Consider the following 23,852-nt stretch of genomic DNA (forward strand, 5'->3'; position numbering starts at 1 on the left):
CATACTAATACCTCTTATTAATCTTCTTTTTTTAATCCAATAATGCATGCTCCTATTCCTACAATAGAAACTATAAACATTGCCATCATTGCTAATAAGATATTTGTAACTGTACCTGTCTTAGGGCTTGTCACATGACTTGCAGTATTTGTTGTATTTCCATCTGTTTCAGTTGTTGTACCACTCTTACTATCTGCACCATTTACAGTTACATTTTTATCAGACTTCTTATTATTCTTTGACTCATCTTCACCAAGAACATTTCCGGATTTATTTTTCTTTGTTGTCTGTGCCTTTTTATTATTCTTTTTGTTATCCTTCTTTGTTGTCTTAGTATTCTTGTCATCTTTCTTTGTCGTATTGTTGTTATTATTTATAACTGTCTGATTATTCTTGTCTTCAGGATTCTTAGTATATACAAATACTATTTCATTTCCTTCTAACTTCATTGTAACACTCTTCTTCTGTTCCTTTGCAGTATATCCGGCAATCTGTTTTGCTGTTTCTTCAACATTTTCTCCGTATGTACTGTTTTTAACTTCAGATGGTGATAATTCCTTACCATTTTCATCAACATACTTAACACTATAATTTAATGTTACTTTTTCGTAATGAGCTGTAAATGTTGTATTTCCTGTTATTTTTTCGTTTGCAGGATTTTCTACTAATGTTTCTTTTCCATCAGCAGTCTTCATTGTCCAGCCTGTAAATTTATAACCTACATTTGAATTATTTTCAGGAACTTCTGATACTTTTTCGTTATACTTAACATTATCTTCTGTTTTTCCTGTTATTGTTCCATTTCCATCTGTGTTGAAAGTTACTTTGTAGTCTTTCTTAGAGTAGACAAATGTTATTACATTCTGATTTTCATTATCTGTAACATCAATTACAATATCTGCCTTAGTCTTATCCGGTGTATATCCGTATATTTCTTCAGCATTCTCTGTAATCTTTGTACCAAAGTCAACTGCATTAACTCTCTTTTCTGTTAAGAGTTCATTTCCATCTTCGTCTAAATATCTTACAACGTAATCATATTTTAAAGGTGCAAATTTAGCTGTAAATGTTGTCTTTTCTGTAATCTTTTCATTTGCAGGATTCTCTGATGCTACTGTTCCTGACTCTACAGTCTTTTCCCATCCTACAAATTCATATCCTTTATCCGGAGTTGGAGTAGGTACACTTGTTACTTTTTCGTCATGTTTTACTGACTGATTTGTATCACCTGTGATTTCACCGTTGTCTCCGGCTTTGAAAATAACGTTATGCTTATTCTTTTCATATAAGAAAACTATTTCATTTCCACTTTCTTTCATTATGATGCTCTTTGTAAGACTACCATCTACTGCATAAAATGGAACATCCACTGCTGTTTCTGTTACTTCTGAATCAAATAACGCACTTGCACTCTTCATATCTGCAATTTCTTCATTTGTATCTTTATCAAGATACTTAACTGTGTATGAATATGTCTTAGGTGCAAATTTAGCAACAAAACCAACATTTCCTGTTATAACCATTGCTTTAATTTCTTCTTCAGTTAAAATTGTATCCGGTGCTATTTCATTTGCCCAGCCTACAAATTCATATCCTGTGTCAGCTTTTGCTGTAGGAATAGTTGTTATATTTGAACCATGTTCTACAACATCAGTTATTTCGTCTTTTGCATCATTAATTGTACCATGCTTATTTCCTGATTCATCTTTTTCTATATTGAACTTAACGTCATATTTGTTAATTTCATAAACAAATTCAATTACATTGGCATCTTCGTTTTCTGTAATTGTAAGATTCTTTGAATTCTGCTCACCTGCTACCAAATGATATCCAGGAATTTCAATTGCATCTTCAGATACTAAAGAATTGTAGTCTGTTGCTGCTCTTTGAATTGCATCATATCCCGGTATAAGGTTACCATTCTTATCTACATATTTAACAGTATATTTATACTTGTTAGTTGTAAACTGTGCTGTAAATACAGTATCTTCAGTAATAAGTACATCCTTAGGATCTCCTAAGTACTCTTTTTCTGCTCCATTAGCAGTCATCTTCCATCCTGTAAATGTATATCCTGTCTTATTAGTAACCGTTGGTTGATTTCCTGTACTCGTATTTTCATCAATAGAATAATCAGTCTTATCACCTGTTGCTATAGTACCCTTATCAGGGTCAACTACATATTTAACTCCTACTCTAGGAATTGCATTTAATGTTCCATTTGCATCTACATCTGCCTTATCATATACAACATTAATTTTATCTGTTTCTTCATCATACTGAGGATTTGGTCCTGTAATCGTTCCAACAGGAGTTGACTTAAGACCATCCTTAGTCATTGTATGGTTAAATCCACTGATTGTAATTTTATCATCAATATCCATTACAAGCGCTTCATTTCCATCTCCAAATTTCTTTATAAAATTATCATATGCAGCATTCCTTGCTTCAAAGTCTGCTTTACTTAATGTATATGTTTCCTTTACTGTTCCATTTTTATCTGTCACAGTCACTTTTATTCCATCATCGCTTACTTCTACCTGATTTCCAAGTTCAATTCCTGCACTGCTGATACTTAATGCTTCGTTTCCATCAAAATCATCTTTTACTGAAATGTTCTTCATATAACCTGATTTTGCTGTAATTGTATATTCTAATCCAATTTTCTTTTCCTGACTTATAGCTGTATCATTATCAATAGTCTCACCTGTTGTCGGATTCTTGAATGTAACCTGCATTTCGGCTTTAATATCTGCCTTAGGAATAATTGCCACTTCAACTGTTGCTGTTGGAACTTTGATTAACTTATCAGTAACATTTCCATTGTTATCATATCCTTTATCATGACCTGAAATAGATACATCTAAAGTTGAAGTAAGTTTTCCTTCATAATCAGCTTTCTTAGTTAAGCCTTTTACTACTACGGTTTCATTCTTATCCAGAGAAATATTTCCAATTTCATTCTGGAACTCTCTCTTCTTAACATCATCTTTTAAATCTTCTTTACTAATTGTATAAGTCTTCTTTACTTTTCCGTCTCTATCAAGGACTTCTACAATAAGATTATCTTTTACATAAACACCTTTGTCTCCAAAATCAATTCCGTCTTTTCCTACTGTAACGCCCTGGTCTGTATCTTTAAATGTGATATCTTTCATGTCATCACTGCCTGATACTACAGAATAGTTAATTCCAACTTCTTCTCCAACAAGGACTTTGTCTCCATCCTTTAATTCATTTCCTTCTTTATCTGTATATTTAACAGATGGCTTTGCACTTGCCTGTTCAAGATACATATTTGTTTCAATCAAAATATTACTTGCTGTTGTATGACGTTCCATATAGAAGAAATCAAATGTATATGTTTCTCCTTCTTCCAAACCTAATTTTGTCTGTGTATCTTCGTCATTCAAATCAATATTACCTGAAAGTCTACCATGCGCACCACCAATATCCATTGCTAATTTTCCATTAATGAATAAATACACATCATCATCACCTTCAAACTTAAATGAAAGATTCTTAGCTTTAGAATATATAAATTCACAATGTGCTTTCATTGCATAATGGAAGTTATGTCCTTCTAATTCATCTGTCTTACCAAACGGAGCTGTCAAATCAGATGCTTCACCTAACACATCATCATCTAATGGGAAGAAACCATCTCCTTCCGGAGCATTAGTCTCATCTCTATATATATTTTTATTCGCTATATCATATACAACGTTGCTATTGTTAAAACTATATTTTTCATTAACGTAATTTAACTGTATGCTCTTATACGCATCTGTCTTTTTAGTAATATCTCCATTAGTATCTGTCCAGAAAGTATTTAATACATAATATGCATAATCCATACAGTTTTCTATATCTTGTGATGTTGCAGCTTTTTGTCCGGTAACTCTTGTAAATTTGTTTTTACTTACTTCATAAGCTGCATCTAAATCACTATCTGATGCAAGTTTAGCACCCGGCTTCTTTTCAACATTCAAATCATTGAATCTATAATCATTCTGTTCTGCATCAGTTTTATTTGAAGCAATACAGATTTTAACTTTATTAACGCCCTCAGGTATATCAAAAGTATCTCCCTGTTTTAAATTATCTGCCATTACTTCATCTGTACCATTATTTCTTATTTTCAAATCAAAGCTATTATTTTCATTAAATACACTTGATATTTTATAAGTTCTTCCAGGTGTAACCGCATATTCAAGATATGCTTCTGTATTTTCTCCTGCATCACATGTAATTCCACCATATCCTGATACTTTCCATGTACTTCCATCTTCTGCTTTCCATCCCAACTCTGTAAATGGAACATTATATTCATTCGTAATATTTGTGAATTTTCCTATAGCTGTTCCATCTTTATAAAGAGTTGGGTTAACTAATGCTCCCTCTACAGCTGTCGCCTTAACTGTAAGTTTTACATTCTGTGCACTATCTAATACGAAATCACATGAACCACTAACAGTATATTCATTCCCATTTTCAGTAATGATTTTTAACTCTACATCTTTAGTAATTCCCGGATAAGGAGTAAATGTATAATTACCTGCTTCTAATTTCCCAAAATCAAATGTAGCTGTAGCTCCATCTTTTAAAGCAATTAACCAATCTCCCTGCTTTTTCCATACAAGTTCATCTCCTGAATACCAATAACCATATCCGTCTTGAGTTTTGTATGTAAGGTCTCCGAAATTCCATCCTCTTTCCTGAATTGTGAGAGTTTTACCAATTAATTTTTCAGAATCACCTTCTTCAACTATCTGGTTTCTTAGTCTCTTGTATAATTCAGTCTGGTTTCCCGGATTCTGTGTTTCAAGATATTCTTTTAAATCTTTAGCAAGCTGAATTACTGTTTCCTTCTTATATACAGGAGTTCCATCTTCACCCAACTGGGTTTCGACAAGACCTTTTCCTGCATTACCACTAGTATCACTTTCGTCGTACATACTTAATTTTGTACCCAATACATATTCAAATAACATGTCGTCATTCAAATGATCGTATATTACAATCGGCATCTTCATAGTCTGTGGCATTTCATCTGCACTAACCGTAGATTTAGCTAATGAAAATCCATTGCAAAATACACTCGTTGCAGTTAACGTTACTGCTAAAAATGTTGATAGAAATTTTCTCATATGCTTTCCTCCATATTTTGTGTATACAAATTTTTATTTGAGACAAGTTTATTATATACCCTTTTTTTGTATGTTAAAATACGATTTTTGTATAAAAGCGTTATTTTTTCTTGTTATTTATTATCAAAAATTTATCAATTTTATTAACATTTTAAACTTTTTATAAAATAGTTTTTTATAGCAATAAAAATAAGACTGATAACCAAAAACCTTATCTGTTAATAATTATCAGTCTATTTAATCATTATTCTTAAATAGAATTTTTGCAATTATAAAATAATATTTAATATTTTTATTAAATATTATTTTATAATAAATTCGTTTTATTAAATTATATTTTCATTTTTATTCTGTCATTTATATCCATAGTTATTTGTTTTTTAAGTTGTTCTATATCATCAAATTTTCTTTCACCACGCATAAATTCGTAAAATGAAACTTCAATAACTTCTCCATATAAATTGCCATGAAAATTTGCAACATATGTTTCAACCTTTGTAGGATTATTTTCCGAAATCGTTGGATTAATACCTACATTAGTTATTGAACGATAACTTTTTCCATTTATGTTGGTTCTTGTTGCATATACACCATTTGGTGGCAATAGTTTTGTTGCTGCCGGCAAAATATTAGCCGTAGGAAAATTTATCGTTCTTCCGATTTTCTTTCCTTCCTCAACCTTTCCAATAACACTGTATGGATGGTCAAGCATTTCATTTGTTTCTTCTATCCTGCCTTCTATAATACTACTGCGTATTCCTGTACTGCTTATATCTTTGTCATGATATTTTTCTTTTTCAATTACATACAACTCATATCCGTATTTTTCTGTGTTTTTCTTCAGGTAATCAACATTTCCTGCACCCTTATTTCCAAAAGAGAAATCCGGTCCGCACACAATCGCTGTAGCCCCTAATTTTTTTTTCAAAAATTCATTTATAAATTCATCAGGTTCTAATGCCAAAAATTCTTTTGTCATTGGCATACTGCAATAAACATCAATTCCCTGTTTCTCACATAGAAGTCTTTTTTCTTCATCTGTTACAATTGTTTTTACTGTCTGATTATTCAATACATCTTTAGGTTCCGCAGCAAATGTCAGGACAACTTTACGTCTTCCATTTGCCTTTTTAGTCAATTCACTTAATAACTTTTCATGACCCTTATGTAACCCGTCAAATTTTCCAACAGTTACTATTGTATTGCTTAATTTTATCTTGTCTGTTGCTGACATGTTTATCATAATCCTACGACTCCTGTATGTATTTACAAAAATATCTTAACTGGTTTATATATCTGCTTATGTGCATCAAATTCATATATACCGATAAAATCTCCATTTTGTGCATAAACTCTTACTTTTTGTTTATCCTCAAAATTCATTCTTAACAATGTATTTCCGGCTGTAAACTTGTTTCCATTATATATTAATTTGTCAAATTTTTCTGACACAATACATTTAGAATATTTATCAAGCATTTGATCCACGGGAACGATATAATCTTTTAATCTTCCATCATCTCTTGCCTTTTCTATCTGTTCAAGAGTAATACTTTCTTCAACTTTAAATCTTTCGACTCTTGTTCTTTCCAGTTTATCCATGCATCCATAAACACCAAGTTTATTTCCTATGTCATGACATAAAGTTCTGATATAAGTACCTTTTGAACATGTAACAATCATTTCGACTCTGGGAAGGTCAACATCAGTTATAGTTATATCAACTATCTTACATTGTCTTGCCGGTCTTTCAACTTCTTCGCCTCTTCTTGCTAAATTATAAAGTTTCTGACCATTTATTTTTATTGCCGAAAACATTGGTGGAATCTGTGCATAATCACCTATAAAACTTTTAATTGTTGTAAAGACTTCTGTCTGGTCTAAAGCATTCAATTTATCTTCTTCAGCTTTATTTATTATATTACCTGTACTGTCCTGTGTATCTGTTTCCTGTCCTAGTAACAAAACAGCTTTATACGTTTTATCTTTTTCTGATAAAATATCGCATAATTTTGTTCCCTTTCCAAGACACACCGGCAATACTCCAACGGCATATGGATCTAGAGTTCCCATATGTCCTATCTTTTTCTGTTTCAAAATGCCTCTTAATTTTGCCACTACGTCATGAGACGTATATCCCGGCTCCTTATAGACATTTATTACACCACTTATCATTCATTCCTCCTGTAATGGTAAGTCACATTACTATATTTATGACATTTGCTTTTCAATCTGTTCTGAAATGTTATTGATGATATCGTGTACATCTCCTACAGTATCAAATCCGGCAGCTCTTACATGACCGCCTCCACCAAAATATGATGCTATGACACTTACATCTACTAAATCCTGAGATCTCATACTTACCTTGTATTTCATTTCCCCTATCTGATACATAAATATTGCAACCTCTATTCCTTCAATATTTCTAAGCTGTGCAACTACTGAATCTAAATCCTTTGTCGTTACACCATAAAAATCCATAAGTTTTGTTGTTGCGTATGCAAATATGCATCTATTATCCATAAACCTTACACTTTCAAGCTGAAGTCTTCCTGCAACCTGAGACTGTGCATAAGTTTTTTTATAATATGTTTCTTCAAGAATCTTATTTGCATTAATTCCAAAATCCAACATTTTTCCTGCAACATTCATTGTTTTAGAAGTTGTGCTCTGGAATCTAAACACTCCTGAATCATGGGCAATTCCTGTATACATTGGTTCTGCAATAGATTTATCAAATAAACTTACATCTAACAAATCATATAAAACTTCACATGCCGAACTTGCATTTGGAAGAATATAATTATAATCTGCATATCCTCCATTACTGATGTGATGATCAATACATGCTGTTCGCTTTGCATGTTCAAAAAATTCTTTATTTAAACCTAATCTTTCTAAATCAGCACAATCAAGTGAAAAGAATAAATCGTACTCTGTTCCGTCGTACCCATTTGAATCTATTTTCTCAGAGTTCTTTATAAATAAGAATTTATCTTTAATTTTTTCCAGATATACTTTTACCTGTATATCCGGAAAATTTTTCTCAATGTAATTATAGAGTGTCATGCATGAACCGATGCAATCGCCATCCGGTCTGATATGTCCTGCTATTCCAATAGTTTTTGCATCGCCAATCAGTTCCTTTATAGGTATAGGATTATTCATTGTCATCTGACGTCACCTCATCAATCATTTTTGACATTCTTACGCCATACTCTATAGAATCATCTAAAATAAATGTAATCTGTGGAGTATTTCTTAAATTTACGGTTTTTGCAAGCTGATGTCTGATAAATCCAACTGCACTCTTAAGTCCTGCTAATGTATCAGCCTTTGTCTCTTCATCGCCTAACACACTTACATACGCCTTGCAATATTTAAGATCAGGTGTTACCTCTACATGGGTAACACTTGTCATTATTCCTACTCTTGGGTCCTTGAGTTCTCTGATTATATTACATAATTCTCTTTGAACTTCTCCATTAATTCTTGTATTTTTTATGCTGTTCTTTCTCATATAATTCCTTTCCGGTTAACTAGTCTTATCTAGGTACCTCAACCATCATGTACGCTTCTACAGCATCTCCTTCAGCAATATCATTGAATTTTTCAAATACAAGACCGCATTCATATCCTGCTTTAACTTCCTTAACATCATCTTTAAATCTCTTAAGTGATGCAAGTGGTCCGTCAAATATCTGCTCTCCATCACGTGTAATTCTAGCTGAGCATCCTCTCTTGAATGAACCATCTAATACATATGAACCTGCGATATTTCCAACACCTGAAGCCTTGAAAATCTGACGGATTTCCGCATGACCAATAACTTTTTCTTCGTAAATTGGTTCAAGCATTCCCTTCATAGCTCTTTCAATATCTTCGATTGCATTGTAAATAACGCTATATAATCTTAAATCAACCTTTTCTCTTGTAGCAATTTCTTCTGCCTGAGCATCAGGTTTTACATTAAAACCAATAATAATTGCATTTGATGCAGAAGCCAAAATAACATCAGATTCATTAATTGCACCTACACCACCATGAATAACTTTAACTTCTACTTCTTCATTTGAAAGTTTTAACATACTCTGTTTTACAGCTTCTACAGAACCCTGTACGTCTGCCTTTATGATGATATTTAATTCCTTAAGGTTACCTGCCTTAATCTGACTGTTAATATCATCAAGAGAAATTCTGTACTTAGTTCCTTCAAGAAGTTTTTCCTTGCTATCTGCAATAAATGTTTCCGCAAATGCTTTTGCTTCATTTGCTGTTTCCTTAGCAACAAATACTTCACCTGCGTTTGGTACTCCGCTCAATCCTAAAATTTCTACTGGAGTTGAAGGTCCTGCTTCTGTAATTCTATTTCCTCTGTCATCTGTCATAGCTCTTACTTTACCGTAATTTGCTCCTGCTGCAATATGATCACCAATATGAAGTGTACCTTTCTGTACAAGTACAGTTGAAACAGGTCCTTTACCTTTATCAAGTTTTGCTTCAATTACGATACCTCTTGCCATACGGTCAGGATTTGCCTTAAGTTCAAGTACATCTGCCTGTAAAAGAACCATTTCTAATAATTCTTCAATTCCTTCTCTTGTATGTGCAGATACAGGAACCATTTCTGTATTTCCACCCCAATCAGCTGCTAATAATTCATATTCAGCTAATTCCTGTTTTACTCTTTCGATATTTGCACCCGGTTTGTCAATCTTATTAATAGCTACAATTATTTCAATTCCGGCTGCTTTTGCATGATTGATAGCTTCAACTGTCTGAGGCATTACACCATCATCTGCAGCTACTACCAAGATTGCAATATCTGTTGACTGAGCGCCACGCATACGCATTGCTGTAAACGCTTCATGTCCCGGAGTATCAAGGAAAGTAATCTTTCTGTCATTAATCTTAACAACAGAAGCACCAATATGCTGTGTAATACCACCTGCTTCACCTGAAATTACATTTGTTTCTCTAATTGCATCAAGAAGTGATGTTTTACCATGATCTACATGACCCATTACACATACAACAGGTGGACGACTTGTCATGTCTGCTTCATTTTCTTCTTCTTCCTTAAGAAGTTCTTCAATCATATCGACCTTAACTTCTTTTTCACACATAATTTCATATTCAAGGGCTATTTCTTCTGCTCCGGCAAAATCAATTTCAGTATTAACTGTAACCATCTTACCTTCTAAGAAAAGTTTCTTAATAATTGTTGATGGCTGCATTTTCATCTTTTCTGCTAATTCACCAATTGTAAGTGCTTCAGGGATTGAAATAACTTTGATTTCTTCTTTCTTTTCTTCCTTCTTCTGAGGTTTCTGTAATACCGGCTTGCTCAAATCAACTCTACGCCCATTCTTGCCTTTTCTTCCGCCATTACCATCTTCGTAATTCTTTCTTCCTCTTTCCTGCTTATCCTGGCGTAACTTGTTTTCTCTCTTATTACGATCTTTGCTCTGGATTATATCTGCAGGTGCACTCTGCTTCTGGTCATCTCTTCTTCTGTCATTTCTTCTGTTGTTGTCATTTCTGTCAAAATCTTTATCCTTATTATAACCATCATTATTTCTATTATTGAAATTGCGGTTATTGCCATTTCTATTATCTCTGTTAAATGACTTTCCATCATTGTTTCTGTTCTGACCATCTCTGTTTCCAAAGTTTCTGTTCTGACCATCTCTGTTATTTCTATTCTGTCCGTCCCTGTTGTTTCTGTTCTGACCATTTCCATTTCCATTTCTATTCTGTCCATCTCTGTTGTTTCTATTCTGGCCATTTCTGTTATTTCTTCTGTCATTGTTTCTGCTCTGTCCACGGCTTTCAGCAATTGCTGCTGCTTTTGCTGCTATCTCAGCTGCTTTTCTTGCTGCTGATTCTGCTGTAGGAGCCGGTCTCTTTGGTTCATTCTTAGCAACCGGTGTAACTACAGATTCAACCTTTTCTTCTTTTGGCTGTACATTATTTTCTACCGGCTTATTTGCACTTTCATTTTTTTCCTGTTCTACAGGTTTTGCTATCTGTTCATTTTCTTTCTTAACTGTTTCTGTTTTTTCAGTTTTCTGAGTGGCTGCATTCTGATTTTCACCTTCAGGTCTTGGACGACGTTTTTTCTCACCATCAGGTCTTGGTCTTCTTGGTCTTTCTTCGCCATCACCTTTAAGGCGAACCATTCCTCTGCTTGTAATAATTCTCTTATGTTTCTTTTCTTCTTTGACTTCTGTTTTTTCTGTAGGTGTCACTTTTTCAGCTGTTTTATCTTCAGATGTCTTGCTCTTGCTAAATTTATCCTTTATGTATTTTACTTCACTGTCATCCACTGAGCTCATTGCTTTTACGTCAATGCCTTTTTCTCCCAATGCTTTTACTATATCTGCACTTTTTATATCTAATTCTTTTGCTAATTCATGTACTCTCATTTTTGCCATTCTATAACCTCCGATTATTTTACTTGATTATCTAACATTTTTATGATTGATTTTGAGAATCCTTCGTCAACTACTGCCAATGACATTCTGGTTTTATTTCCTGTAGCTTTTCCTAAGTCCTGTGTTGTTCCATAATAAAACAACGGTATTTTGTAATATTCACATTTATTTTTAAACTTCTTCTTTGTATTATCCGATGCTTCTACAGAAACAATAACTGCATGGGCTTTATTTCCCTGAATCGCTTTTTCTACTGAGAACTCTCCTGATACAGTCTTGCCGGCTTTAGTTGCTAAACCAATCATAGATATAACCTTATCCATTGATTTCTCCTAACTCAGCCTTTAGCTGTTCATATACTTCTTCCGGAACCTTTGCCTTAAGTGTTCTTTCAAGACCTTTGCTCTTCATAGCTTTTTCAAGGCATTTTACATCCGGGCAAATGTATGCCCCTCTGCCATTTTTTCTACCCGTAGCATCCATAGAAATATTTCCTTCTTTATCACGGATAACACGAATCATATCTTTTTTATTTTTCACTTCATTGCACCCGGTGCATTTTCTTAATGGAACTTTCTTTGTCTGGCTCATATTGACCTCTCTTACTTATTCTTCTGAATCATCCTCACTGTCAGCTTCATTTTCATCGAAGTTTTCTTCTAAAGTATCATCAGCTTCATTTTTTTCTTCATTATATTCTTCTTCATCATAGTATTCGTCGTCATCATAATACTCATCTTCATCATAATATTCGTCATCATCGAATATATACTGAATTCCGGCTTCTTTTGCCTGTGTTTCACTCTTGATATCAATCTTGAATCCTGTAAGTCTTGCTGCAAGTCTTGCATTCTGACCTTCTTTACCGATTGCTAAAGATAACTGATAATCAGGAACGATTACCATAGCTTCTTTTTCGTCAGGATCAGCTAATACTGAAACAACTTTTGCAGGGCTTAATGCATTTTCAATTAAAATTGCAGGATTTTCATCCCAATTTATAATATCAATCTTTTCACCACAAAGTTCATCTACGATTGCATTAACTCTTGCTCCATTTACACCTACACATGCACCTACTGCATCTACATTAGGATTGTTTGAGTAAACTGCCATCTTTGTTCTTGAACCTGCTTCTCTTGAAATACTCTTGATTTCAACTGTTCCGTCCTGGATTTCTGAAACTTCCTGTTCAAATAAACGCTTTACTAATCCCGGATGAGTTCTTGAAACAACGATTCTTGGTCCTTTATTTCCATCTTTAACTTCTGTAATATATAACTTAATTCTGTCTGTTGGTCTGAAATGTTCTCCTGGTACCTGTTCCTTTTCCATTAAAACAGTATCTGTCTTTCCAAGATTTACGCTAATATTCTTTCCATTAATTCTTTGAACAATACCTGTAATAATGTCATTCTGTTTTTCATAGTACTGTTCAAATACACTCTTTCTTTCTTCTTCTCTGATTTTCTGTAAAATACCATTCTTAGCACTCTGTGTTGCAATTCTTCCGAAGTCCTTTGACTGGATTTCTACATTAACCATATCTCCGATTTCGTATGTTCCCTTAATTGCTCTTGCATCTTCTAATGAAATTTCAATTACAGGATCAAATACTTCTTCAACAACTTCCTTCTGTGAATAAATGTGGAAATCTCCTGTTTCTCTGTCAACATTAACAATAACATTGTCAGCTTTATTAAAATTATTCTTATATGCAACTACAAGCGAATTTTCGATTGCTTCAAATAACACTTCTTTACTAATCTCTTTTTCTTTTTCCAGTACATTTAATGATTCAATTAATTCTTTATTCATTTTCCTTTATCCTCCTAATTATCTCTACATACTGTTGTCCTTCATCGGACTATTTTCTGTTCTATTTGATACAAAGTAATTGTTAGAAATCAAATGTCAATCTTACGAGTGCAACATCAGCTCTGTTAAACACCGTTTCTTCGCCATCTTCTAATTCAACTGTAAAAGTATTCTCTTCTTTGTTGAATTCCTTTAAGATTCCCACAAATTCTTTTTGTTTGTTTATAGCTCTATATAAATGAATTTCAATTTCTTCACCTATACTTCTTACAAAATCCTTATCTTTCTTTAATGGTCTTCCAAGTCCCGGAGAACTTACTTCTAATATATAAGCATCGCTTATAAAATCTTCCTGGTCTAACTTTTCACTGAGTTCTCTGCTTATCGGTTCAATATCATCTATAGATATTCCGCCCGGCTTATCTATAAAAGCTCTCAAATACCAGTTACTGCCTTCTTTTACATACTCTACGTCAACTAATTCGAATCCTCTTTCGTCAACCATTGGCTGAAGTAGTGCTTCTGTCTTTGCTTCGTATTCTTCTCTTCTTGACACGCTTTCTCCTCAACTTTCTACTATTATTATGTCTTTATTTAAGACTTTTTAACAATAACAAAGAGTGGACCTCTGGTCCACTCCTTATCATCTAGTCAATATTTACGTTAAACAGTATAACTCTGCTTTTATTTTGTGTCAAGCAAATGGCGTAAAAATGGCGGTTTAACGACATAAAACCAGCGTAAAAGCAACACAAAACTATCTCATAAAGAAATTTTTAAATGCTTTTTACCACATACTCTTCTTTTTATTTCATGGATTTTGCATAATTTTACAATTTTTACCTATTTAGTAATGTAATTTTTATAATAATCATTTATACTTATACAGGAAAAAATCATTGGAAGGTACATATTATAATGAAAAGGATTTTAAAACACACACTAATTTTATCAATGCTTACATGCACTTTAACATTTTCTACAAATACAAAGGCTTCTGTTGCAGATACTTCTTTAAATGAAAGTACTACAAATGAAGTCACTACAACTTACAACTTATCAGAAACTTCTTTAAGTAACGATACTAAGGCCGTTTCTTTACCTTCCGATAAATCTGATTATATTAAATCTGACTTATCGCCTTTAACTTCTAAGGTCATAGTTCTTGATCCCGGTCATTGCAAAAAGCATATCGGTGCCCGTGGATATGGACTTAAAGAAGAAGATATTGTACTTGATATTTCTAAAGCATGCAAAAACAAATTAGACAATTATGGTGACATTACAGTTTATACGACAAGAACAACCAATAATTGTCTCTCTACCCTCGGACTTGGAGACTGCCTTACAGCAAGAAACAGATATTCAAAAAGACTTAATGCTGATTTTTTAATAAGTCTTCATATCAATGCTAATGAAAATAAAAATAAAACCGGTGCTTTAATGCTTGCAGCATATGACTCCGGTTATAATAAAAGAATTCATTTACAAACTACCTCATTTGGTAAAATTGCCTTAAAGAACTTACATTCCTTAGGATTAAAAAAACGTGGTTTTTGGATGCGAAAATACAAAGGTTTGCATTACAAAAACGGGTCTAGAATGGATTATTATTCTATTGTCAGAAATGGTGTTTTATACAATATTCCAAGTGTTATTATTGAGCACGGATATATCACAAATAAATCTGACTGCAAAAAATATTTTAATACAGTAGCTAAAAGATACCTTCTTGGTAAAAAGGATGCCGATTCCATCATTTCATATTTTGGACTAAATAAAGAAATAATTTCCGGTAAATTTGTAAAAGACGGTAAGGATACATATTATTTAACAGGCGACAACAACATCGTAACCGGTTGGGTTAAATACTCCGGTAAATGGTATTATTTTGACACTGTTACCGGAAAAATGAAAACAGGTTTTTTAACTGTAGATAACAGGAAATTTTACTTAAGCCCTTCTACCGGAGAAATGTGTACAGGTTGGATTACCGTTAAAGGAGCAAAATATCTTGCAACAGGAAATGGGTCTTTAGTAACAAATACATATTTTAATGATGGGATAAAAACTTATAAATTTAACGCTTCCGGCAAGAAGATGTAAGTTTTTCATTTATTCTTTTTATATGCCTATAATGAATTTTATATATTTTTCATTTTTAGAATTATTGTTTTTTTTATCGCCTATATTAAAATTATAAATAGTATGGCATATTATGACTTACAGATATTATTAATTATGGATAGTGGATTTTTTATGGAGTTACTACAATTAAAATATTTTAAAGATGCCGCTGAACTTGAGAATTTTCCTTAATTGCTAAGAAAAATATGGTTCCTCACCCCTCTATAAGTTACGCAGTAAAGAACTTTGAATACTTCGTTCCATAAGTAAAATCTTATCTCATACAAAAAAATCACAGAAATAATTCTGTGATTCTACAAGCAGCCTGTACGGGAATTGAACCCGTGATTCCGCCTTGAGAGGGCGGCGTCTTAACCTCTTGACCAACAGGCCTAAAAAATATTACTGTACTATTATAACAAGAACCGTCAAATTTGCAAGCACTTTTATTATTTACACTTTTATTATTTACACTCTTCTTTTTCCTAACTTTATCTTTAATAATCTTTCATAAAATTATCAAACTTTCTTTTAATTTTGTACACATTCTTCAATTATCATAAAATCATAAAATCGAAACACTCTTAAACAAAATTTTGTTTGTGATACATGTCTGGTTTGACGAAAGTGCATTTGACGCCGTCGGTTCAAATATTTAGTGCATAGGCTGAATGAAACCGCAGGTTTCAAAGTCTGTCTGTGTGCTGAATATTTAGAACTGCTACGAGCAGCAAGCAGCGCGAGCGTTCTTTTGTCGAACCAGACATGTATCACAACAGAAATTTTATAATTGTTTCGCAATTTTAGTTTTTGAATAATTGAGAAAGGGTTGCAGAATATCTGCATAGTATAAATTATATGAACGTTTTAATGTTATTAAAAAATAAATCAGAGGTTTCCTACATATATGACACATTTACATTTGAACAGGGATTAGAAGCTATGAAGGAACATGGTTATACCGCTATTCCGGTTTTATCAAAGGATGAAAAATATGTAGGTTGTGTTAGCGTTAGTGACTTTTTATGGAGTCTTGTTGACTATATGAACAATAAGGTAAAAAGTGAAAAACCTTATTTGGTTAAAGATATAATAAAGAAAAATTATAATCCTGCAGTTCGCGTAGATGTGAAAATGGATGAGCTGTTAAATCGCTCAATGAGCCAGAATTTTATTCCTGTTACAGATGACAGAGATTATTTTATTGGCATCGTAACAAGACAGGACATAATCAGAAGTTTTGTTGGTTCAACACAACCTTCTGAAAGCAATGCATAAAATGACTATTATCTTAAATTTGTGAACACATTTTTCAACTTTTCTTTGTGTTCAAATTTTTTTCATACTTTTTTCTCTTATAAAAGGCTTATAATACAGAAGTATTCGATTCTTCTATATTATAAGCCTTTTCATTTACATTTCTTTATACTTTTATTCTAACCATCGTTCATCCGGCTACCGGATTTTATTATTGATTAAGCCTTTTTTTTGTGATGGTTGGAAGATTACTGTTATATGAGTTCCCTTTCCTTCGGTACTCTCGAGTTCAAGCTGTGCATTATGTTTTATCAAAATATGCTTAACTATTGCTAGTCCAAGTCCTGTTCCACCTGTTGATTTTGACCTGCTCTTATCAACTCTGTAAAATCTTTCAAATATTCGTTTCTGATTTTCCTTTGAAATTCCTATTCCGGTATCTAGTACCTCAAGATTTACTCTATCTAATATTTTATTAACACGTACAGTGGCACTTCCACCCTCTCTGTTATATCTGATAGCATTACTCAGAAGATTATACACTAATTCTTCCATCATCATCTTATTAGCAGTTATATTACATGGTGTTCCTTCAAATTTTAAATTGACTCCATGATCTTTAGCATTAAATTTAAGCATTTCCACACAATTTTTTGCAATGTCGTATATATTTACTGTTTCCATTGCAACTTTGCTTTCTGACGAATCAAGTTCAGACAATTCTATGATGTCATTTATAAGTGTTAGAAGTCTTTGAGAACTTTTGTGTATTTCTCCTGCAAATCTTATAGTATCTTCCTGTGTTGCCATTCCATTTTCAATTAATTCCGAATATCCTGAAATGGATGTAAGAGGAGTCTTTAATTCATGCGATACGTTCGCTGTAAATTCCTGCCGCACATGAGAATTTTTTACTATATCCTCATGTTGTTTCTTTATTGTATCGATAAAAGGCTGTATCTCTTTATATGTTTTTATATCTTTTATTTCATCAATATTATTAGCAAGTTCTTCTACCGGTTTTACAATACTTTTTGTAATATAATGAGTAATAATTCCAACAGAAAAAAGCATTAATATTATGATTCCTAAAATAAGCGGAAGCACTTTTATAAAAATATTCCACACACTACTAGCTTCTTTTGCAATTCTTAAAACCTGTCCATCATCCAAAAGTACTGCATAATAATATGTGCTCTTATTAAGAGTTGAAGATTTTCTAACATCTGAGCCCTCACCATTTTTGAGCGCCGATTCTATTTCAGGTCTGTCTTTATGATTATCCATTTCAATATCATTTGCTTCATTATCATAAACAACAGTTCCATCTGCATCTATTATTGTTATTCGCAAATCTTCGTTTTTGAGATTTAATTTTTCCTCATTAGACGCATTAAACACCCCTGCACTTCTAAGTACATGGGTGTATGCTTTCATGTCATTTCTCATTTCTTGTACAAACAATTCATAAAATGTTCCTACAGACAAACTCATAGTTAATATAATAGCAATAAATGAAACTATAATAAATTGCGTATTTATTTTTTTCTTCATTACATTACTCCATCCTATATCCTACATTTCTTACCGTCTTAATTCTATTTCCTGCCTCTTTAAGTTTGTGTCTTAAAGTTTTTATATGCATGTCTAATGTTCTTGATTCACCTTCGTAATCTGTTCCCCATACGTCTGCCATTATTGTATCTCTATGTAATACAATTCCTGCATTAATCATAAGTAATTTTAATAGTTCAAATTCTTTGTATGTAAGTTCACAAGGCTCATCATTTACATAAACAGCTCTTTTTTCAGTATCCATAAACACATTACCTATAGATATCATTTTTTCTTCCTGCAGATTTCTGCTTCTTCTAAGAAGTGCCTTTACCCTTGATATAAGTTCCATTACTCCAAATGGTTTGGTTATATAATCATCTGCTCCCATATCAAGTCCTTTTACTTTATCTATTTCTGTAGTTTTAGCTGTAACCATGATGATTGGCACTCTCATGGTATCCGGTCTTTTTCTTAATTTTTTTACTATTTCAAGACCATCTTCATCCGGAAGCATCACATCTAACAACACAAGGTCCGGAAGTTTCTCATACAGCCTTTTGTAAAAATCTCCGGCACATTCAAATCCCTCTACAGCGTAATCTATGTTTTTTAATGCAAACATTTCTATTTCCTGTATGTTTTTATCATCTTCAACAATATATATTAAAGCCATATCTTCCTCCTTGTGTTTATCATAAAACTATTTCTGTCTAATCTGCATACTAATATTATGCTCATTTTTTATTCACATAACATAACTAAAGCATATCATATTCTTAGTTTAAATAGTACTTTTCTTTATATTCCTGATATAATTTTTTAAACTGTGTATCATCATGTTTAACATTATCTAAATATTCATGTGTTCCATATTCATCTTCTCTTACCTGCAACATACATACTGCTACATTTGAGCAATGATCTGCAACTCTTTCGTAATTAGTAATTGTATCTTCGAGAATTAAACCAATATCTATTGTACATTCTCCATTTTGTAATCGTTTAACATGATTTTTCTTTATCTTAGAATTAAGTCTGTCTATTACTTCTTCAAGTGGCTCTACCCTTACAGCCTCATCCAAATTATCTGCTGTAAACACATCTACAGTCATATTCATAATCTCTTTAAGGGCATCTCCATACACCTGAAGTTCCTTTGAGGCAACATATGAGAATTTCAATCCTTTACTGTGCATATTTTCTGCCTTTTTACTTATATTAATCGCATAATCTGCGATTCTTTCAAAATCCCCAATTACATGAAGCATAATTGATACTGTCTGGCTATCATTTAAGGATAACTGCTTACTGCTTAATTTTACTAAATATGTTCCAAGCTGATCCTCATACTGGTCAATTTTATTTTCCAGTTTTACTACATCTTCAGCTGTTTTTTTATCATAATTTTCAAACAGACTCATTGCCTTAAATAAAGCATCTCTTGACAATGAAGCCATTTTCTTTGTAACGCTTACACTTTGTACTACAGCAAATGCAGGTTTTTCAAGAAAACGAGCATCAAGCATTTCTAATGTTTTATCTTCTGCAATATCTTCTGATTCTTTTTCATCTCTTACCGTAAGTGTTGCAAGCTTAACAAGAACCTTACCAAAAGGTAAAAGCAATATTGTTGCACCTACATTAAATAAACTATGAACTATTGCTATTCCTGCTGCATTTGTTGCATCACCTAAAAATGAGAAATGCACAAATCCATTTACAAGGTAAAATACAATCATAAATACTGTAGTTCCAATTACATTAAAATATAAATGTACAAAAGCTGCTCTCTTTGCGTTTTTCTTAGCACCTATACTTGAAATCAATGCTGTAACACATGTTCCTATATTCTGTCCCATTATAATCGGTATTGCAACTCCATATGATACAAATCCCGTAGCACATAATGCCTGTAAAATTCCTACTGATGCCGATGAACTCTGAATCACCGCTGTAAGAACTGCACCTGCCAACATACCAAGTATTGGATTAGAAAACATAGTAAGAATATTTGTAAATTCAGGAACATTCGCCAATGGTTTTACTGCTGCGCTCATTGTTTCCATTCCAAACATTAAAACGGCAAATCCAAGAAGAATTGTTCCAATATCATGTTTCTTTTCACTTTTTGTAAATAATAAAAATACAATACCTATAACAGCTAATATTGGTGAAAATGATGACGGTTTTAACATTTTAATCCAAAAATTATCACTTTGAATTCCTGATAAACTAAGAATCCATGATGTAACTGTTGTTCCAATATTTGCACCCATGATAATTCCAACTGCCTGCGTCAGTTTCATTATTCCCGAATTAACAAATCCTACCACCATAACAGTTGTAGCTGATGAGCTTTGAATTACTCCTGTTACAGCAGCACCTAAAATAACGCCTTTTATAGGTGTTGATGTAAGTTTTTCCAATATTTTTTCTAATTTTCCACCTGCTGTCTTCGCAAGTCCATCACCCATAACATTCATTCCATAAAGAAATAACGCTAATCCTCCAATAAGGGACAATACATTGAAAATATCCATAAATTTCCTCCTGTGTTTTACCTAAAGCCTTACTGCCAAATATATTTGTTAAACTACTTAGGCTTTATGTCTTACGTTTTTATTTACATTCTTTTTACATTTGCATTGTATTTTAGCAGTGTAAAGTCAGAGGGATATTCATGTAAAATCTATGTAAAATTTCAATCTTTACGATATAAATATATTGTTCCACCAAATAATCCGCAAAATGTTGTCGGATATCCTACAATAATTGCCATTATCTGCCAGGAAATCTTACCTGTTATAAAAAATGGAACTGCTATTACAGACATTCCAATTAACCATATCACTACACTTAATACTAAAAACATCTTATATGTACTAATATTTTTTCCCTTTGTAATTTTCTCGGCTATTAAATAAATGCTATTCATAATACACTCCATTCCGCCTATTTCATCCTTTGGCTTAAACTGTAATTTAATGTTTTTATCTTTTTCCTGTAATTGAATAAATTACCCATTCGGATATATTTGTTGCATGGTCGCCTATTCTTTCCAAATATTTTGCAACCATTAATAAATCTGCCATCTGTTCTCCATCTTCCTCATCATCTTTTATGGCAACAATCAGGGCTTTTTTTACTTCGTCAAATAATCCATCAACTATATCATCATGATTTATTACCGCTTTAGCTTTCTCAATATCCTTGTTAACATATGACTCTATACTTTGGACAAGCATTATCATTGTTTCTTTTGCCATTTTCTCAATCTTTTCTAATTTACATCTATATGGCTTATCTGCCATCATTATTGTTATTTCTGAAATATCTGCTGCATGGTCACCTATTCTTTCCATATCGGTAACCATTTTTAAAGCTGATGAAACCGTACGTAAATCACTTGCTACCGGTTGCTGGCTTAGTAAAATTTTCATGCACATGTTTTCAATATTCTTTTCCATTTCGTCAATTTCAGCATCATATTCAATCGCTTTCTTTGCTGTTTCAACATCCTGTCTTACTAATGCAGAAATCGCATTCTCTATAGATTTTTCAATCATTGCCCCCATTTCAATCATATTGTTGTTTAAGTTTTCCAACTGTTTCATATATTTATCTCTCATTTTCGTCCAACCTCTCTTTCTACTAAATCCGTTCCAATATTGTCACGTATCTTCATATTACATAACATGCACTGCATATATCGTACATTGCTCTTTTACTTAACTCTGACATAAACATCTTTAATATCATTTTGTTATGAAATCAGCCAAATCTTCCTGTAATGTACTCTTCTGTCTTTTTATTTTTAGGCATTGAGAATAGTTTTTCTGTATTATCATATTCAATTACTTCTCCAAGTAAAAAGAAGGCTGTATTATCTGAAATTCTTGTTGCCTGTTGCATATTATGAGTTACCATAATAATTGTATATTTATCTTTAAGCTCTAATGCTAAATCTTCAATCTTTGATGTAGAAATAGGATCAAGTGCTGATGTAGGTTCATCCATTAAAATAACTTCCGGTTCAACTGCTAATGCCCTTGCAATACATAATCTTTGTTGCTGTCCACCAGATAATCCTAAAGCTGATTTTTTCAATCTGTCTTTTAATTCATCCCAAATTGCAGCCTGTCTCAATGACTTTTCTACTATTTCATCTAATTTACTTTTTGAATGGATTCCATGTGTTCTTGGTCCATAAGCTATATTGTCATACACACTCATTGGGAATGGATTTGGATTCTGAAATACCATTCCTACTCTTTTTCTCAAAAGATTTACATCCATATTTCCATATATATCTTCACCATCTAACTTTATATCACCTGTTATTTTGCATCCTTCAACTAAATCATTCATTCTGTTTAATGTCTTAAGGAAAGTTGATTTTCCGCATCCTGAAGGTCCGATGAATGCTGTAATCTGTTTTTCAGGTATTTCCATATTTACATTTTTTAGGGCATGATATTCGCCATAATATAAATTCAAATTTTTTACATCAAATTTACTACTCATTTCTTTCTCCTTTAAATTCATTCGGAATTCTTTTCATTTTTTTTATTATTATTTAGCTTTATTTTTCTCCGCCACTTGCCTTTTCAAATTTCTTTGCAATAAGTCCTGATGCTCCATTTATAAGAAGTACCATAATTAAAAGTACTACTGCTGTAGCATATGTCTGGTCTGTATGTAATCCTTCTCTTGAAAGGCTGTACATATGAACTGCTAAAGTTCTTCCTGATTCAAATAACCCTCCTGCTACCTTTGTAGCTGCACCTGCCGTATAAATTAAAGCTGCTGTTTCACCTACAATTCTACCTATTGCAAGAATAACTCCTGACAGAATTCCGGGAATGGCTGACGGTAAAACTACCTTAAATACTGTTCTTAACTTTCCTGCTCCAAGTCCGAAACTTCCTTCTCTATATGAATCCGGCACAGACATTAATGCTTCTTCTGTTGTTCTTAATATTACAGGAAGTACCATAATCGCCAATGTACATGCACCTGCCATTAATGAAAGTTTCCATTTAAGAGTTGAAACAAAGAATAATGCTCCAAATAAGCCATATACAATAGAAGGAATTCCTGTTAATGTTTCTGCTGTTATTCGCATAATTCCAACAAGTTTATTTCCTCTTTTTGCATATTCCACAAGATATATTGCTGAAAATATTCCAATTGGTGCTGAAAAAAGAAGTGACAACAATGTCATTGATATAGTATTTATAATCGCCGGCATCATTGATACATTTTCTGAATTATATTCCCATGCGAATAAATCAGGTGTAAGGTTTGGTATACCTTTAATTAATATATAGCAAACTATAAAACCTAAGCATAATGTTGTTGCTAGTGCTGCTAATCCAACTAATAATAACAATATAAAGGAGCCCGGTTTTCTTTTATAACTTTTTAATCTCTGTAAAAAGGAAACTTTATTTATTCCTTTTATTTGTGATAATTTGTCATTATTCATAATCTACTTTACTCC

The 23,852-nt window shown here is 32.6% G+C and carries 19 protein-coding genes and 1 tRNA gene; 2 read left to right on the top strand and 18 right to left on the bottom strand.

All coding sequences use genetic code 11. From position 1 onward, the window contains the following. Positions 1-17 precede the first annotated feature (17 nt). The 10 genes from N5B56_RS02095 to rimP all read right to left on the bottom strand — a co-directional run bounded on the left by N5B56_RS02095 (position 18) and on the right by rimP (position 13,964). Entirely contained in the window at positions 18-5,150 is a 5,133-nt protein-coding gene (locus N5B56_RS02095) for a fibro-slime domain-containing protein (protein ID WP_260978293.1), read from the bottom strand. Positions 5,151-5,481: 331 nt separating this feature from the next. Then, the gene (locus tag N5B56_RS02100; RefSeq protein WP_118565552.1) at positions 5,482-6,393 is read right to left on the bottom strand and encodes a bifunctional riboflavin kinase/FAD synthetase; all 912 of its coding nucleotides are present in this window, start codon (positions 6,391-6,393) and stop codon (positions 5,482-5,484) included. Positions 6,394-6,416: 23 nt separating this feature from the next. After that, entirely contained in the window at positions 6,417-7,325 is a 909-nt protein-coding gene (truB, locus tag N5B56_RS02105) for a tRNA pseudouridine(55) synthase TruB (RefSeq protein ID WP_117909818.1), read from the bottom strand. Between the two features lie 36 nt (positions 7,326-7,361). Further along, positions 7,362-8,327, bottom strand: a complete 966-nt coding sequence (locus tag N5B56_RS02110) for a DHH family phosphoesterase (protein WP_313958655.1) — start codon at positions 8,325-8,327, stop codon at positions 7,362-7,364. Continuing rightward, entirely contained in the window at positions 8,314-8,673 is a 360-nt protein-coding gene (gene rbfA, locus N5B56_RS02115; protein ID WP_022088486.1) for a 30S ribosome-binding factor RbfA, read from the bottom strand. The genes N5B56_RS02110 and rbfA overlap by 14 nt, the downstream gene beginning before the upstream one ends. A 25-nt stretch (positions 8,674-8,698) precedes the next feature. Further along, positions 8,699-11,590 (bottom strand): translation initiation factor IF-2, encoded by a 2,892-nt coding sequence (gene infB / locus N5B56_RS02120; RefSeq protein WP_022088485.1) that lies wholly within the window; start codon positions 11,588-11,590, stop codon positions 8,699-8,701. Between the two features lie 14 nt (positions 11,591-11,604). Then, positions 11,605-11,913: a L7Ae/L30e/S12e/Gadd45 family ribosomal protein gene (locus N5B56_RS02125; RefSeq protein WP_022088484.1), complete on the bottom strand. Its 309-nt coding sequence runs from the start codon at positions 11,911-11,913 to the stop codon at positions 11,605-11,607. Continuing rightward, the gene (rnpM, locus tag N5B56_RS02130) at positions 11,906-12,181 is read right to left on the bottom strand and encodes an RNase P modulator RnpM (protein WP_022088483.1); all 276 of its coding nucleotides are present in this window, start codon (positions 12,179-12,181) and stop codon (positions 11,906-11,908) included. The genes N5B56_RS02125 and rnpM overlap by 8 nt, the downstream gene beginning before the upstream one ends. A 15-nt stretch (positions 12,182-12,196) precedes the next feature. Further along, a complete protein-coding gene (gene nusA / locus N5B56_RS02135) occupies positions 12,197-13,408 on the bottom strand; it encodes a transcription termination factor NusA (RefSeq protein ID WP_022088482.1) in 1,212 nt (403 codons plus the stop codon). An 82-nt stretch (positions 13,409-13,490) separates the two neighbouring features. Beyond that, positions 13,491-13,964, bottom strand: coding sequence for a ribosome maturation factor RimP (gene rimP, locus N5B56_RS02140; protein WP_022088481.1), 474 nt, complete (start codon positions 13,962-13,964; stop codon positions 13,491-13,493). A gap of 362 nt (positions 13,965-14,326) precedes the next feature. Here rimP and N5B56_RS02145 point away from each other — a divergent pair, with 362 nt between their 5' ends. After that, positions 14,327-15,514, top strand: coding sequence for an N-acetylmuramoyl-L-alanine amidase (locus N5B56_RS02145; RefSeq protein WP_118565553.1), 1,188 nt, complete (start codon positions 14,327-14,329; stop codon positions 15,512-15,514). A gap of 342 nt (positions 15,515-15,856) precedes the next feature. Here N5B56_RS02145 and N5B56_RS02150 read toward each other — a convergent pair. Further along, a tRNA-Glu gene (locus tag N5B56_RS02150) sits at positions 15,857-15,928 on the bottom strand. A gap of 477 nt (positions 15,929-16,405) precedes the next feature. Between N5B56_RS02150 and N5B56_RS02155 the strand changes: the two genes are divergently transcribed. After that, the gene (locus tag N5B56_RS02155) at positions 16,406-16,813 is read left to right on the top strand and encodes a CBS domain-containing protein (RefSeq protein ID WP_243053245.1); all 408 of its coding nucleotides are present in this window, start codon (positions 16,406-16,408) and stop codon (positions 16,811-16,813) included. 177 nt (positions 16,814-16,990) lie between these two features. Here the strand turns inward: N5B56_RS02155 and N5B56_RS02160 are convergent, their stop codons facing one another. The 7 genes from N5B56_RS02160 to pstA all read right to left on the bottom strand — a co-directional run bounded on the left by N5B56_RS02160 (position 16,991) and on the right by pstA (position 23,837). Continuing rightward, positions 16,991-18,346 (bottom strand): sensor histidine kinase, encoded by a 1,356-nt coding sequence (locus N5B56_RS02160; protein ID WP_117909812.1) that lies wholly within the window; start codon positions 18,344-18,346, stop codon positions 16,991-16,993. A 4-nt stretch (positions 18,347-18,350) separates the two neighbouring features. Beyond that, complete coding sequence (locus N5B56_RS02165) at positions 18,351-19,022, bottom strand: response regulator transcription factor (RefSeq protein ID WP_022088477.1); 672 nt, start codon at positions 19,020-19,022, stop codon at positions 18,351-18,353. Between the two features lie 103 nt (positions 19,023-19,125). Then, complete coding sequence (locus N5B56_RS02170; RefSeq protein ID WP_260978294.1) at positions 19,126-20,889, bottom strand: Na/Pi cotransporter family protein; 1,764 nt, start codon at positions 20,887-20,889, stop codon at positions 19,126-19,128. Positions 20,890-21,050: 161 nt separating this feature from the next. Beyond that, positions 21,051-21,284: a hypothetical protein gene (locus N5B56_RS02175; protein WP_117909810.1), complete on the bottom strand. Its 234-nt coding sequence runs from the start codon at positions 21,282-21,284 to the stop codon at positions 21,051-21,053. 55 nt (positions 21,285-21,339) lie between these two features. Further along, positions 21,340-21,978 (bottom strand): phosphate signaling complex protein PhoU, encoded by a 639-nt coding sequence (phoU, locus tag N5B56_RS02180; protein ID WP_117909809.1) that lies wholly within the window; start codon positions 21,976-21,978, stop codon positions 21,340-21,342. Positions 21,979-22,120: 142 nt separating this feature from the next. After that, positions 22,121-22,873 (bottom strand): phosphate ABC transporter ATP-binding protein PstB, encoded by a 753-nt coding sequence (gene pstB / locus N5B56_RS02185; protein ID WP_022088473.1) that lies wholly within the window; start codon positions 22,871-22,873, stop codon positions 22,121-22,123. 58 nt (positions 22,874-22,931) lie between these two features. Beyond that, positions 22,932-23,837 carry a phosphate ABC transporter permease PstA gene (gene pstA / locus N5B56_RS02190; RefSeq protein ID WP_022088472.1) on the bottom strand — a complete coding sequence of 302 codons (906 nt, stop codon included), beginning with the start codon at positions 23,835-23,837 and terminating at the stop codon, positions 22,932-22,934. Positions 23,838-23,852: the final 15 nt, after the last annotated feature.

This window comes from Eubacterium album, assembly GCF_025336545.1.
Lineage (GTDB): Bacteria > Bacillota > Clostridia > Lachnospirales > Lachnospiraceae > Eubacterium_U > Eubacterium_U album.

Bases quoted from the DNA above. Each gene is read 5' to 3' on its own strand.
- N5B56_RS02165 (WP_022088477.1), bottom strand. From the start codon at position 19,022: ATGGCTTTAATATATATTGTTGAAGATGATAAAAACATACAGGAAATA.
- pstA (WP_022088472.1), bottom strand. From the start codon at position 23,837: ATGAATAATGACAAATTATCACAAATAAAAGGAATAAATAAAGTTTCC.
- rbfA (WP_022088486.1), bottom strand. From the start codon at position 8,673: ATGAGAAAGAACAGCATAAAAAATACAAGAATTAATGGAGAAGTTCAA.
- N5B56_RS02125 (WP_022088484.1), bottom strand. From the start codon at position 11,913: ATGGATAAGGTTATATCTATGATTGGTTTAGCAACTAAAGCCGGCAAG.
- N5B56_RS02175 (WP_117909810.1), bottom strand. From the start codon at position 21,284: ATGAATAGCATTTATTTAATAGCCGAGAAAATTACAAAGGGAAAAAAT.
- N5B56_RS02110 (WP_313958655.1), bottom strand. From the start codon at position 8,327: ATGACAATGAATAATCCTATACCTATAAAGGAACTGATTGGCGATGCA.
- pstB (WP_022088473.1), bottom strand. From the start codon at position 22,873: ATGAGTAGTAAATTTGATGTAAAAAATTTGAATTTATATTATGGCGAA.
- N5B56_RS02155 (WP_243053245.1), top strand. From the start codon at position 16,406: ATGTTATTAAAAAATAAATCAGAGGTTTCCTACATATATGACACATTT.
- N5B56_RS02170 (WP_260978294.1), bottom strand. From the start codon at position 20,889: ATGGATATTTTCAATGTATTGTCCCTTATTGGAGGATTAGCGTTATTT.
- phoU (WP_117909809.1), bottom strand. From the start codon at position 21,978: ATGAGAGATAAATATATGAAACAGTTGGAAAACTTAAACAACAATATG.
- N5B56_RS02160 (WP_117909812.1), bottom strand. From the start codon at position 18,346: ATGAAGAAAAAAATAAATACGCAATTTATTATAGTTTCATTTATTGCT.
- N5B56_RS02145 (WP_118565553.1), top strand. From the start codon at position 14,327: ATGAAAAGGATTTTAAAACACACACTAATTTTATCAATGCTTACATGC.
- N5B56_RS02095 (WP_260978293.1), bottom strand. From the start codon at position 5,150: ATGAGAAAATTTCTATCAACATTTTTAGCAGTAACGTTAACTGCAACG.
- N5B56_RS02100 (WP_118565552.1), bottom strand. From the start codon at position 6,393: ATGATAAACATGTCAGCAACAGACAAGATAAAATTAAGCAATACAATA.
- nusA (WP_022088482.1), bottom strand. From the start codon at position 13,408: ATGAATAAAGAATTAATTGAATCATTAAATGTACTGGAAAAAGAAAAA.
- rnpM (WP_022088483.1), bottom strand. From the start codon at position 12,181: ATGAGCCAGACAAAGAAAGTTCCATTAAGAAAATGCACCGGGTGCAAT.
- truB (WP_117909818.1), bottom strand. From the start codon at position 7,325: ATGATAAGTGGTGTAATAAATGTCTATAAGGAGCCGGGATATACGTCT.
- infB (WP_022088485.1), bottom strand. From the start codon at position 11,590: ATGGCAAAAATGAGAGTACATGAATTAGCAAAAGAATTAGATATAAAA.